The 13,005-nt window shown below is 40.0% G+C and carries 9 protein-coding genes and 1 riboswitch; of the genes, 7 read left to right on the top strand and 2 right to left on the bottom strand.

All coding sequences use genetic code 11. The features are described 5' to 3' along the window. Nucleotides 1–19 precede the first annotated feature (19 nt). The 3 genes from PCY14_RS07215 (at nt 20) to nt5e (ending at nt 3,947) form a co-directional block, all read left to right on the top strand. On the top strand, nt 20–868 hold the full coding sequence (locus PCY14_RS07215) for a transporter substrate-binding domain-containing protein (RefSeq protein WP_293930311.1): 849 nt from the start codon (nt 20–22) through the stop codon (nt 866–868). 58 nt (nt 869–926) lie between these two features. Further along, nucleotides 927–1,580, top strand: a complete 654-nt coding sequence (locus PCY14_RS07210; protein ID WP_021145352.1) for an amino acid ABC transporter permease — start codon at nt 927–929, stop codon at nt 1,578–1,580. Nucleotides 1,581–1,691: 111 nt separating this feature from the next. Next, nucleotides 1,692–3,947 (top strand): cell surface ecto-5'-nucleotidase Nt5e, encoded by a 2,256-nt coding sequence (nt5e, locus tag PCY14_RS07205; RefSeq protein ID WP_301363336.1) that lies wholly within the window; start codon nt 1,692–1,694, stop codon nt 3,945–3,947. 248 nt (nt 3,948–4,195) lie between these two features. Here the strand turns inward: nt5e and mnmE are convergent, their stop codons facing one another. Further along, the gene (mnmE, locus tag PCY14_RS07200) at nt 4,196–5,566 is read right to left on the bottom strand and encodes a tRNA uridine-5-carboxymethylaminomethyl(34) synthesis GTPase MnmE (protein ID WP_301363335.1); all 1,371 of its coding nucleotides are present in this window, start codon (nt 5,564–5,566) and stop codon (nt 4,196–4,198) included. A 125-nt stretch (nt 5,567–5,691) separates the two neighbouring features. After that, the gene (locus PCY14_RS07195; RefSeq protein ID WP_002888394.1) at nt 5,692–7,035 is read right to left on the bottom strand and encodes a sodium:alanine symporter family protein; all 1,344 of its coding nucleotides are present in this window, start codon (nt 7,033–7,035) and stop codon (nt 5,692–5,694) included. Nucleotides 7,036–7,130: 95 nt separating this feature from the next. After that, nucleotides 7,131–7,237: riboswitch (glycine riboswitch) on the bottom strand. A gap of 312 nt (nt 7,238–7,549) precedes the next feature. Between PCY14_RS07195 and pcrA the strand changes: the two genes are divergently transcribed. The 4 genes from pcrA to PCY14_RS07175 all read left to right on the top strand — a co-directional run bounded on the left by pcrA (nt 7,550) and on the right by PCY14_RS07175 (nt 12,859). Beyond that, nucleotides 7,550–9,859 carry a DNA helicase PcrA gene (gene pcrA / locus PCY14_RS07190; protein ID WP_293917109.1) on the top strand — a complete coding sequence of 770 codons (2,310 nt, stop codon included), beginning with the start codon at nt 7,550–7,552 and terminating at the stop codon, nt 9,857–9,859. A 118-nt stretch (nt 9,860–9,977) separates the two neighbouring features. Next, nucleotides 9,978–11,258, top strand: coding sequence for an O-acetylhomoserine aminocarboxypropyltransferase/cysteine synthase family protein (locus PCY14_RS07185; RefSeq protein ID WP_204322913.1), 1,281 nt, complete (start codon nt 9,978–9,980; stop codon nt 11,256–11,258). A 358-nt stretch (nt 11,259–11,616) separates the two neighbouring features. Next, nucleotides 11,617–12,111: a thiol peroxidase gene (gene tpx / locus PCY14_RS07180; protein ID WP_021151875.1), complete on the top strand. Its 495-nt coding sequence runs from the start codon at nt 11,617–11,619 to the stop codon at nt 12,109–12,111. 127 nt (nt 12,112–12,238) lie between these two features. Then, nucleotides 12,239–12,859: a restriction endonuclease subunit S gene (locus PCY14_RS07175; RefSeq protein WP_021145363.1), complete on the top strand. Its 621-nt coding sequence runs from the start codon at nt 12,239–12,241 to the stop codon at nt 12,857–12,859. The last annotated feature ends 146 nt before the right edge of the window (nt 12,860–13,005 follow it).

Below are 13,005 nucleotides of genomic sequence, written 5' to 3'. Positions count from 1 at the left end.
TTTAAGGAGAAAGATATAGATGAAAAAGAAATTTTTCGCCGTTATTAGCCTAGCATTGGCTGCGGTCTTTTTGGTCGCTTGTTCGTCACAAAGTTCAGGCGAGAAGAACTGGGAAAAGATTGAAAAACGTGGGACTATCAAGGTTGCGACTGCAGGAACCCTCTACCCACAAACTTACCATGATGACAAGAATAATCTGACTGGTTACGATGTTGAGATTCTTAAGGAAGTTGGAAAACGCCTCAAGTTGAAGATTGATTTCACTGAAATGGGTGTAGACGGAATGCTTACAGCTGTAAATAGTGGTCAAGTAGACATTGCCAACTACTCACTTGAAGATGACAATAAGAATGTTAACAAATTCTTGCGTTCTGAACCATACAAGTATTCCTTTACTTCAATGGTAGTCCGTGACTCTGATAACTCAGGCATCTCTTCATGGAAAGACCTCAAAGGTAAAAAAGCAGCTGGTGCCGCAAGTACAAAATACATGAAGATTGCTAAGAAGATGGGGGCTGAACTCGTTGTTTATGACAATGTTACCAACGATGTTTACATGCAAGACTTGGTAAATGGTCGTACAGACGTTATTGTTAACGATTACTACTTGCAAAAGATGGCCGTAGCTGCGGTTAAAGATAAATACCCTGTAAAAATCAACGATGGTATTTACAGTAACCCTTATTCAACTAGCTTTACTTTCTCTTTGAAGAATAAAGTCCTTCAAGAAAAAGTTAATAAAGCTATTAAAGACATGAAAAAAGACGGTACTCTTACCAAGATTTCAAAGAAATTCTTTGCTGGTCAAGACGTTACAAAGAAAACTAAAGTAAACTACACTAATATTGATATCTCTGATGTCGAATAATATAAGCGATCCATTAGGGTCGCTTATTTGCTAAAGAAATGTTTAGAAAGATAGACTTATGATTATTGATTTTCAGCTGATTTTTAAAAGTATTCCCTACGTTCTATCAGGATTGCCCTACACTTTAGGAATTTCCATTTTGAGTTTTATCGTTGGGAACTTATTTGCGATTCTCCTTGCCTTTATGCGGATGTCGCAAAAGTCATGGTTAAGATACCCTGCTCGGATTTACATTTCCATCATGCGTGGTGTCCCTATGTTGGTCGTGCTCTTCATTCTTTACTTTGGCTTGCCTTATGTTGGTGTCCAGTTACCCGCTCTGCTTTGTGCCTTTATTGGTTTCTCCAGCGTAAGTGCTGCCTATATGGCTGAGATTCTCCGTTCATCTATTTCTGCTGTAGATAAGGGACAATGGGAAGCTGCTCGCTCCTTGGGACTGCCAAAGAAGTCTATTATTCGTCACATCATCTTACCTCAGGCCATGCGTATTGCAGTAGCACCACTTGGAAATGTCATCATAGATATGGTTAAAAGTTCATCGTTGGCTGCCATGATTACAGTACCAGACATTTTCCAAAATGCTAAGATTATCGGGGGTCGTGAGTATGACTACATGTCTATGTATATCCTGATTGCCTTCATTTATTGGACCTTGAGTTTCACATTGGAATTGCTTCAAAATCATCTTGAGAAACGCTTGGCAACTTACTAATTATTGAGACATAACGATTGAATTTCTAATCAAATAGTGAAAAATATTTAATTCTAATCTTATAATATGTGGTATAATAAAAACGATTTAACATCAGAAAGGTATTTTGGAATGAAGAAGAAAACTGTCGTTGCAACGACTCTCTCAACCTTACTCGTCTCAACTGCAATCTTGGCAAATGCTGTCCAAGCTGACGAGGTAGAAACGAATGCAAATGCTACAACTCCAAGCACAGAAGTAGTAGCTACACCAGCCACTACAAATGCAGCATCGACAGCAGACTCAACTGCATCAAGTGAGTCTGCCGCTCCACTTGTTAGCGCAACATCGACACTTGCAACTCCAACAAGTGAACCTAGTGTATCAGCAGTTGCTAGTGCAAGTGAAACAGCGACATCAACTGCAGCTGCTACACCAGTAGTAACAGAAACAGTGACTAATGCTAGCACAAGCACCAATAATGATACAGTCACAGTCCTTCACACCAACGATGTCCATGGTCGTATGGTGGAGGATGACCGAAATGGTGTTATTGGTGATGCGCTCTTGTCTGGCATCGTCAATGATTATCGCTCAAAAGGAACAACCCTTGTCTTTGATTCTGGAGACTCTTTCCAAGGTCTTCCTATTTCAAATAGTTCTAAGGGTGAGGATATGGCTACAGTCATGAATGCGGTCGGCTATGACGCTATGACCGTTGGTAACCATGAATTTGACTTTGGACTTGACCAATTGCGCCGTTTGAGCAAACAGATTAATTTCCCAATCATCACATCTAACGTCTATGTCAATGGTGTTCGTCTTTTCCAACCGTCTACAATCGTTGATAAAACACCTGGTGTTGATGGTGATGAAGTCGTTGTTATTGGTGTCACTACCCCTGAAACAGCCACTAAAACACACCCTCGAAACATTGTTGGTGTGACTTTTAAAGATCCTATTTCAGAAGTCGAAGCTGTTATTGATCAAGTCGAATCAAATGCTCGTGCCGAAGGTAAGGATTACAAAACTTACATTGTTCTTGCTCACTTAGGTATTGATACAACAACTCCTGTTGAGTGGCGTGGTTCAACTTTGGCGGAAGCTCTTTCAAATTATGCACCACTTAAGGGTAAACATGTACTTGTTCTAGATGGGCACTCACACACCCTTCATACAGCAACTTACGGCGATAACGTCACTTACAATCAAACAGGTAGCTACCTTAATAATGTCGGCCGTGTTGTCTATAATTCTGACCGTATTTTGTCACATGGAGTGATTACACATGACGAAGCCAAGAAGAATTACCAAGTTAACCCTAAGATTAAAGCAATGCTTGATGATATCCAAGCTAAATACAAAGCTGATTCGTCAAAAGTTGTTATTGAAAACAGCCCTGTCAAACTGAGTGGTGACCGAATGGATGTCCGTGTTCGTGAAACCAATCTTGGTAATGTTGTCGCAGATGCTCTCTTGGATTACGGTCAATCTGGTTTTAGCCACAAATCTAATCTTGCAGTGACTAACGGCGGTGGTCTTCGTGAAACGATTGCCAAAGATAAACCTGTGACAAAGGGAGATATTATTGCTGTCCTTCCATTTGGTAACTCTGTTGCTCAAATTCAGGTTACTGGTCAAAACATCTATGATATGTTCGTCAAGTCTCTTGGTTCTATTCTTCAAGTTGATGAAAGTGGTAAAAATGTTCTTGATGAAAATGGTCAACCTTTACTTGAACCTTCAGGTGGTTTCCTTCAAGAAGCAGGAGCTCGTGTCTATTATGACACCACACTTCCTACAGAAAAACGTATCCTTTCTATTGACATTTTAGATCCAGAAACTAAAGCCTACAAGCCTCTCGACAAAACTGAAACCTACTATCTTGTAACCAATGATTTCTTGGCTGCCGGAGGTGATGGCTACACAATGCTAGGTGGACCACGTGAAGAAGGGCCTTCAATGGATTCTATTTTTGCTGATTATTTGGCAACTGCAGACCTTTCTAAATATGCTGTCATTAATCCAAATTCACGTACCATTTCAATTTCAAGCGCTAATTATGCCGCATTGACTAAGAAAGATGAAGCAGAGCAACCTACGCTTAATCCATTAAGTCCAGTTACTCCATTGGATGTTGCTAAAGAACTAACATCAACTAAACCTGTGGTTTCTAAAGTAGTAACGACACCAAACGGTAAAGTCTTCTTTGTGTCAACAACAAATGATGCTCTTAAAGAAACAGAAAAAGTAACAGAAGCTTCAGCTCAAGGCGAAGTTCTTCCTACAACAGGTGACAAGAGCTCACATGCTGGTCTCCTTGGCCTTGGTATGTTGCTTACTATCTTTGGACTAAGTGGTAAACACAGAGGTAAAGCGAAAAACTAAGCCAGTATACATGACAAGAAAAGTAATGGGCTAATTACAGTTGTAAATTTGTCTTTCTTAACACTGTCAAACACCTGAAACACTTGGTTTCAGGTGTTTTTATATGGTCGAAAACTATTCCAACAATCATAACATACTATTATAAATGGAATAGTTTGGTTTTATATTTACGTAACTAAAATTATGTAAAACTTAACCATAAAAAGAAAAAGATAACGGAGTATCTTTTTACATAAATTTAGTTATGTCTATTTTCCTAAACAGAATTGACTAAAGAGTTGCGTAATGAGTTCATCTGGAGCAGCATCACCAGTAATTTCTCCAAGAATTTCCCAAGTACGTGTCATATCAACCTGTAGTAGGTCAACCGGCATGCCTAATTCAAGACCTTGATTAACGGCTTCAAGGCTCTCAAGAGCTTTTTCAATGAGTGAAATGTGACGGGCATTTGAAAGATAGGTAGCATCTTTCTCAACCAAACCAGCATTATCAAAGAAGAGTTGATTGATGCGTTCTTCAATCTTATCAATGTTTTCATTTTTCAAGACTGAAATTGGAATGACATCTTCGGGAAGTTCTTCAAGTTGGATAGCTTGAGGAAGGTCAGTCTTATTTAGGAGAATGATGCGATTGCTATTTTGGCTGATGTCGAGGAGGGTACGGTCTTGCTCAGTTAATGGCTCGGAGCTATTAAGGACAAGGAGGACCAAATCAGCTTCTTCTAGGGCCTTTTTAGAACGTTCTACACCGATTTTTTCGACAACATCGTCAGTATCTCGAATACCAGCTGTATCGATTAACTTAAGTGGAACACCCTTAATATTAACGTATTCTTCAATAACATCACGAGTGGTCCCTTCAATGTCTGTCACGATAGCTTTTTCCTCACGTAGGAGGTTGTTGAGAAGACTTGATTTTCCGACATTTGGACGACCAATAATTGCCGTTGAAAGACCTTCTCGAAGGATTTTTCCTCGTTTGGCAGTGGCAAGAAGATTTTCTAAAAGTGCTTGGAACTCTTGCGTTTTTTCACGGACAAGATTTGTGGTAACCTCTTCAACATCATCATACTCAGGATAATCAATATTAACTTCCACCTGAGCTAAAGTATTAAGGATTTCTTGGCGGGTATTGTTAATGAGATTCTTGAGTGAGCCATCAAGTTGCGAGACGGCAACGCCCATAGCCTTATCAGTCTTGGCGCGAATCAAATCCATTACAGCTTCAGCCTGAGTTAAGTCCACACGGCCATTTAGGAAGGCACGCTTGGTAAATTCACCAGGTTCAGCCATACGAGCTCCAGAACGGATAAGGAGTTGCAGAATTTCATTAGTTACCGCAACTCCGCCGTGTGTGTTGATTTCTACCACATCCTCACGGGTAAAGGTTTTGGGAGCACGCATGACACTGACCATGACTTCATCAATGATGTCATCATTTTCCACGATATGACCATAATTGATGGTATGAGAATCAACGGTTTCAAGATTTTTCCCTTTGAAAACCTTATTAGCAATGGCAATAGCATCTGTTCCTGATAAGCGAACAATACCGATGGCCCCCTCGCCTAAAGGGGTTGAAATAGCTGTAATAGTATCAAATTCTTTGGTAATTGACATGTTTTATCCTTTGAATATTTCTTTATTTGTATTAAAACGAATTTATTTCATTGTAACGCAAATAAGCAGTAGTCGCAAGAATTGGCGCTGATAACGACAAGAAAAAAGAGCCTGAGCTCTTTTCGTTATTTATGACGTTCAAAATATGATTTGGTCTCTTTGATAATGATTGGTGAGAGGACCAGAAGAGCAATCAAGTTAGGTAATGCCATCAAGCCGTTTACGATATCCGCAATTTTCCAAACAACATCGAGTGTTAGGTAGCCACCAAGAGCAACCATGATTACAAAGACAAGACGATAGAATGAGAGGAATTTGGTAGATTTGAAAATAAATTCGAAACAACGTTCCCCATAGTATGACCAACCTAAAACTGTCGTAAAGGCAAACAAGACTAAAGAAAGTGTTAGGGCAATTTCTCCAAAAGTTCCGAAAACAGAAGAGAAGGCCGCTTGTGTCATTGGTGCACCTTCTAAGCTACCAGACCATTGTCCAGTTACGAGAATAGCAAGTCCAGTAAGGGTACAAATGATGATAGTATCGATGAAGGTACCTGTCATAGAAATCAAACCTTGTTCAACAGGTTCTTCAGTCTTGGCAGCAGCAGCGGCGATAGGGGCAGAACCAAGACCTGATTCATTAGAAAATACCCCACGCGCAATACCAAGTCGCATTGCGACCATAACAGTTGCGCCAGCAAAACCTCCGACAGCAGCTTTACCAGTAAAGGCTGATTGGAAAACCATTTCAAGCACAGGGAACAGCTGATTGAAGTTAGCAAAGATGACAATAAGTGCAGCAATGATGTAAAGACCAGCCATAAATGGCACAACTTTTTCAGATACTTTTGAAATAGATTGAATACCACCGAAAATGATAGCAGCAGTGATAAGGGCTAAGATCACACTGACAATTTTTGGTGACCAATCAAAGCTGTTTTGAAGAGATGCTGTGATTGAGTTAACCTGTGAGAAGGTACCAATACCCAACCATGCGACAAGCACACCGGCAAAGGCAAAGAAGTAGGCCAAAGGCTTAGCGATTGTTTGCCATTTCCCTTTAAAGCCATTGGTAATATAGTACATTGGACCTCCAGATACATTCCCCTGATCGTCAAGTGTACGGAATTTGATAGCTAAAAGTCCTTCGGCATATTTAGTTGCCATACCGAAGAAGGCAGCAATCCACATCCAGAAAAGGGCACCAGGTCCACCAGTCTTAATGGCTGTTGCAACCCCGACAATATTACCGGTACCGACAGTTGCGGCAAGAGCTGTCGCAAGGGCTGCAAAACTAGAAATATCACCTTCCCCTTTATCTTCAGCAAAGATAAGTTTAAAGGCTTTAGGCAGACGAATGATTTGCAAAAGTCCTAGACGGATTGTAAGGTAGATACCAGTTCCTACAAGAAGGACAAGAAGGGGAGGTCCCCATACAAAGTCATCAATGGAAGTGAAAAAATCTAACATAAGTTTAGAATCTCCTTAAACCGAGACGCCAAAAAAGAGGTTTGGCTTAACCAGACCTCTGAAAATACAAAGCTATTCATACAAGTTAAAAACTTGCAATGCTTTCTGTCCTTTTACCTGAGAGTTTCGGGTGTTATCCCTTGCCCCTTCGGTGTCTTGTAAACAGCAGTAGCTGTTTCAAGCTCTCTCCAGAAGTCCGTCAATCACCAGTCATCCTGATGATGTCATTCGGTTAATATTTTATTGTGACTATATCTTACCGAAAAAACCGAACACTGTCAATACCTATTTTCTTAATTAGCCTAAAAAATCCGAATATTACGCTTTCATTATTGCACAAGAACAAGTAAATCTCACATAGCTTAGCTATCATATCAAGAATGTCTAGCAAATATCCAAGTTTGAAACAAGTATCTCAAGTTTAGAGAATTTGATGACAATCATGACTACAGTCTGCATTTTCATCGGAAAAATGATAAAATAGTAGAGCTTATTTTTGAGAATGGAGAACATGATGAACCCATTATTAAACGGTATGAATGATAAACAATCAGAAGCAGTTCAAACGACTGAAGGACCTCTTTTGATTATGGCTGGTGCAGGTTCCGGTAAGACACGAGTGCTTACCCACCGCATTGCTTACCTAATTGACGAAAAAATGGTCAATCCTTGGAATATTTTGGCCATCACCTTTACCAATAAGGCAGCTCGTGAGATGCGTGAACGTGCTATGGCTTTAAATCCAGCAACTTCAGAAACTTTGATTGCGACCTTCCATAGTATGTGCGTGCGAATTCTTCGCCGTGAAGCGGACCATATTGGCTATAACCGAAACTTCACTATCGTGGATCCTGGAGAACAACGCACTCTGATGAAGCGTATTCTCAAGAATCTTAATCTTGATCCTAAAAAATGGAATGAGCGTGCTATTTTAGGGACGATTTCCAATGCTAAAAACGACCTTTTAGATGAAGTGGCATATGAACATCAGGCTGGCGACATGTACACGCAAATCGTTGCTAAATGTTACAAAGCCTATCAAGAAGAGCTTCGTCGTAGTGAGGCCATGGATTTCGACGATTTGATTATGATGACTTTGCGTCTCTTTGATAAAAATCCAGATGTTCTCGCTTATTATCAGCAACGTTATCAGTACATTCATGTGGATGAGTACCAAGATACTAACCATGCTCAATATCAGTTAGTGAAACTCTTGGCTTCTCGCTTCAAGAATATCTGTGTCGTGGGTGATGCAGACCAATCAATCTACGGTTGGCGTGGGGCTGATATGCAAAATATTCTTGATTTTGAGAAAGACTATCCCGAAGCCAAGGTAGTTCTCCTGGAAGAAAACTACCGTTCGACTAAGAAAATTCTCCAAGCGGCCAACGAGGTGATTAAGAACAACCGCAACCGCCGTCCTAAAAAACTTTGGACTCAAAATGATGACGGAGAACAAATCGTTTATTACCGTGCTAATGACGAGCGAGATGAAGCTGTTTTCGTAGCTTCAACGATTAATAACGTCGTTCGTGAAGAAGGTAAGAACTTTAAAGACTTTGCAGTCCTCTACCGTACCAACGCCCAATCTCGTACCATTGAAGAAGCCTTGCTCAAGTCTAATATTCCTTATACCATGGTTGGAGGTACCAAGTTCTACAGCCGTAAAGAAATTCGTGACGTCATTTCTTATCTGAATTTGATTGCCAACCCTGCGGATAATATTAGCTTTGAACGTGTCGTGAATGAACCGAAACGCGGGGTCGGTCCTGGTACTCTTGAAAAGATTCGTACCTTTGCCTACGAGCAAGATATGAGTCTTCTAGATGCTTCCGCTAATATTATGTTGTCACCGATTAAAGGGAAAGCAGCTCAAGGCGTTTATGACTTTGCTAATGTTATTCTGAATCTACGTGACCAGCTAGATGACTTAAGTATTACCGAAGTTGTTGAAGCTGTCTTGGACCAATCTGGTTATCTGGACGCTCTGTCTATGCAACAAACGCTTGAAAGTCAGGCACGTATTGAAAATATCGAGGAGTTCATGTCTGTAACCAAGAATTTCGACGAAACCAATACAGATGGGACAGAAGACGAGACGGGTATTGACCGTTTAGGACGTTTCTTGAACGATCTGGCTTTGATTGCTGACACGGACGATGGTGATGTCGAAGCAGCAGAAGTGACCTTAATGACCCTCCACGCTGCTAAAGGGCTTGAATTTCCAGTTGTCTTTCTGATTGGTATGGAAGAAGGCGTCTTTCCCTTGTCACGTGCTTCAGAAGAGCCAGATGAGCTTGAAGAAGAGCGTCGCTTGGCTTACGTAGGAATTACTCGTGCTGAAGAAATTCTTTTCCTAACCAATGCCAATACTCGTACGCTTTTTGGTAAGACTAATTACAACCGTCCAAGTCGTTTCTTGCGAGAAATCTCAGATGATTTATTGCAATATCAAGGACTTGCACGTCCTGCTAATTCATCTTTTGGTGTTCGTTTTACAAAGGATGAACCAACACAATTTGGTCAGGGGATGAGTTTACAACAAGCGCTTCAGATCAGAAAAGCCAATGCACAACCGCAAAGACATACTGGCGCTCAGCCATTTTCAAAAGCTACCGGAGGGCTACCATTCGGAAAAACGTCTGACTCAAGCAAGACAGCAACAGACTGGGAAATTGGCGACATCGCCCATCACAAGAAGTGGGGAGACGGAACTGTCCTAGAAGTGACTGGTAGTGGTAAAACCCAAGAACTTAAAATTAAATTTCCAGAGGTGGGACTTAAAAAAGTTCTAGCAAGTGTTGCACCCATTGAAAAGAAATAAAAGGACCGAAAGGTTCTTTTTATAAATCCTATCTATCACTCTGATAAGAAATTTCTATTAGACAGCTTGACTTGCTAGGTGTAGAATGAAGGCAACTTTTGTTTTGGAGGAAACACATATGACACGAGAATTTTCATTTGAAACCCTACAATTGCATGCTGGACAAGCCCCTGATAAGGAAGCTAAATCACGTGCGGTTCCTATTTACCAAACAACTTCATACGTTTTTGATAATGCCCAAGAAGGTGAAGACCTCTTTGCACTTAGAAAACCTGGTAACATTTACACTCGAATTACCAACCCTACTGTAGCAGTCCTTGAAGACCGTATTGCTGCACTAGAAGGTGGTGTTGGTGCCTTGGCAACTGCTTCAGGTATGGCTGCTGTCACTTATGCAGTACTTGGTTTGGCACACGCTGGTGATCATGTTGTTGCTGCAACAACGCTTTATGGTGGAACTTTTAACCTCTTGAAAGAAACACTCCCACGTTATGGTGTGACAACAACTTTTGTTGACGTCAACAATCCTGAAGAAGTAGAAGCTGCAATCAAAGACAATACAAAACTTGTATTGATTGAGTCTTTGGGTAACCCACTTATCAACATTCCAGATTTTGAAAAGATTGCTGACATCGCTCACAGTCATAAGATTCCATTGGTGGCTGACAATACATTCGGTACACCTTATCTTATTAACGTTATTTCTCATGGTGTAGATATCGTGGTTCACTCTGCGACTAAATTTATCGGTGGACATGGGACAACTATCGGAGGCCTTATCGTCGATTCTGGTAAATTCGATTGGGAAGCTTCAGGTAAATTCCCACAATTGGTGGATGAAGATCCTTCTTACCACAATATCAGTTATACACGTGATGTCGGTGCAGCAGCGTTTATTACTGCCCTCCGTACACAACTTTTGCGTGATACAGGTGCAGCCTTGGCACCTTTCAATGCCTTCTTGCTCTTGCAAGGCCTTGAAACCCTCTCACTTCGTGTAGAACGCCACGTCGAAAATACGAAAAAAATCGTAGATTTCTTGGAAAACCATCCAAAAGTTGAGAAAGTAAACTATCCTGGATTGCCATCAAGTCCTTACTATGACTTGGCACAAAAATACTTCCCTAAAGGACCAGGTTCTATTTTCACTTTCCATGTTAAGGGCGGACAAGATGAAGCTCGTACAGTCATTGATAACCTTGAAATCTTCTCAGACCTTGCCAACGTTGCCGATGCAAAATCATTGGTTGTTCACCCTGCAACAACAACCCATCAACAATTGGCAGAAGAAGATTTGCTTGCCTGCGGTGTCACTCCAAATCAAATTCGAATCTCTGTCGGTTTGGAAAATGCAGATGATTTGATTGAAGATTTGAAACTTGCCTTGGAAAAAATCTAAAAGTATTATAATACGAATTGACTCAGCATCTAGCTGGGTCTTTTTCAGATATCTTGAATCACATATTAAATTAGGCTATAACATCGTATTCTTAAAGGATTTAAGCAGGAGACATCTCAACATTTTTAAAATCAAACTATCGATAAATGGTGGTATTATAGTACAACACTTCTATGATAAAGCTGGACCTATGAAGCTTCTAAAAAGTAATTAAATACATGCTTATTATGAAAGGAAGTTAGCAGATAGATATATCTTCTGTGATTATGAAATGCTCTTTGTTAAAAATTTATAAGCAAATGGCTAGTCATGTTCTAGCATTTAAAGTACAATAAAGAAAAACTATTGGAGGAATATTATGCCAACATTTATCGGAAAACCAGTTACAGTAGCTGAAGACAAACAACTTCAAGTAGGAGATACTTTGCGTGATTTTACATTGACTACAACAGATTTAAGTCAAAAATCACTATCAGATTTCGATGGAAAGAAAAAAGTTATCTCTATTGTTCCATCTATTGATACAGGTATCTGCTCAACGCAAACACGTACTTTTAACAAAGAGTTATCAGAACTAGATGATACTGTGGTAATTACTATCTCTGTAGACCTACCATTTGCACAAGCTCGTTGGTGCGGTGCTGAGGGACTTGAAAATGCTATTATGCTTTCTGACTACTACGATAATCGCTTCGGAAGAGCGTATGGTGTTCTTATTGAAGAATGGCACCTTTTAGCGCGTGCTGTTTTAGTAGCTGATGCTGATAACAAGATTACTTTCGTGGAATATCTGGAAAATATTAATACAGATCCAAACTATGAAGCAGCAGTAGCAGCTGTTAAGAGCTTGTAATTAAGAGACCTAGTCTCTTTTTTTATTTTACATTTATTTCAGTTTTTACTTGCAAAAGTATTAGCTTCTTGCTATTATTGTATAGCAATACTCATTAAGGATACTTGAATATAAGAAAGGAGATTCAATGACTGAAAAAGAAAGACCTCAATTGATTGTCAATTATGAAGCTAATACTGATAAGCTTATTCGTTTAGGTGATGTTGTTGACCAGTTCAAAGGTAAAGCTGTCCCTGCTAAAGCTGAACCAGGCGAATTTGCTGTTATTAATTTATCCGATATGACACCAAGCGGTATTTCATATAAAGACCTTAAAACTTTTTCGGAAGAACGTCGTAAGCTCTTACGGTTTTTGCTAGAAGATGGTGATGTCCTCATCGCTTCAAAAGGGACAGTGCAAAAAGTAGCTGTTTTTGAGGATCAAGGTAAACGTGAAGTGGTTGCCTCGTCAAATATTACAGTTCTTCGTCCTAAAGAAAAACTTCGTGGGTTCTACATCAAATTTTTCCTTGAGACTGAGATTGGACGTACTTATTTAGATTATGCTGATAAGGGTAAGGCCGTCCTTAACTTATCGACTGCTGACCTCTTGGATATTAAAATCCCTGAGATACCAATTGTTAAGCAAGATTATCAGATTGCCGCTTATTTACGTGGCCGCGCTGATTTCCATCGTAAGATGGTTCGTGCAGAGCAAGAGTGGGAGAATATCCAACATAATGTTACGGAAGCTCTATTTGGAAACTAATTAAAGGCACAGACTCAGGTGATATAGTCCTACTTAAGTAGACAGTAAAAATACATAAAGTACTGTTTACGAAAGTAGGATTTTTATTATGTCTAGAAAAAGTAAGGTTTCTTTTGAAGGCAAGCTGAGGGCTGTTACCTGGTATC

This window comes from Streptococcus sp. SV2, assembly GCF_030440175.1.
GTDB classification, from domain to species: Bacteria; Bacillota; Bacilli; order Lactobacillales; family Streptococcaceae; genus Streptococcus; species Streptococcus raffinosi.
The sequence above is the reverse complement of the archived record's forward strand: the minus strand, read 5'-3'. Positions and strand labels throughout refer to the sequence as shown.

Bases quoted from the DNA above. Each gene is read 5' to 3' on its own strand.
- PCY14_RS07215 (WP_293930311.1), top strand. From the start codon at position 20: ATGAAAAAGAAATTTTTCGCCGTTATTAGCCTAGCATTGGCTGCGGTC.
- PCY14_RS07210 (WP_021145352.1), top strand. From the start codon at position 927: ATGATTATTGATTTTCAGCTGATTTTTAAAAGTATTCCCTACGTTCTA.
- nt5e (WP_301363336.1), top strand. From the start codon at position 1,692: ATGAAGAAGAAAACTGTCGTTGCAACGACTCTCTCAACCTTACTCGTC.
- mnmE (WP_301363335.1), bottom strand. From the start codon at position 5,566: ATGTCAATTACCAAAGAATTTGATACTATTACAGCTATTTCAACCCCT.
- PCY14_RS07195 (WP_002888394.1), bottom strand. From the start codon at position 7,035: ATGTTAGATTTTTTCACTTCCATTGATGACTTTGTATGGGGACCTCCC.
- pcrA (WP_293917109.1), top strand. From the start codon at position 7,550: ATGAACCCATTATTAAACGGTATGAATGATAAACAATCAGAAGCAGTT.
- PCY14_RS07185 (WP_204322913.1), top strand. From the start codon at position 9,978: ATGACACGAGAATTTTCATTTGAAACCCTACAATTGCATGCTGGACAA.
- tpx (WP_021151875.1), top strand. From the start codon at position 11,617: ATGCCAACATTTATCGGAAAACCAGTTACAGTAGCTGAAGACAAACAA.
- PCY14_RS07175 (WP_021145363.1), top strand. From the start codon at position 12,239: ATGACTGAAAAAGAAAGACCTCAATTGATTGTCAATTATGAAGCTAAT.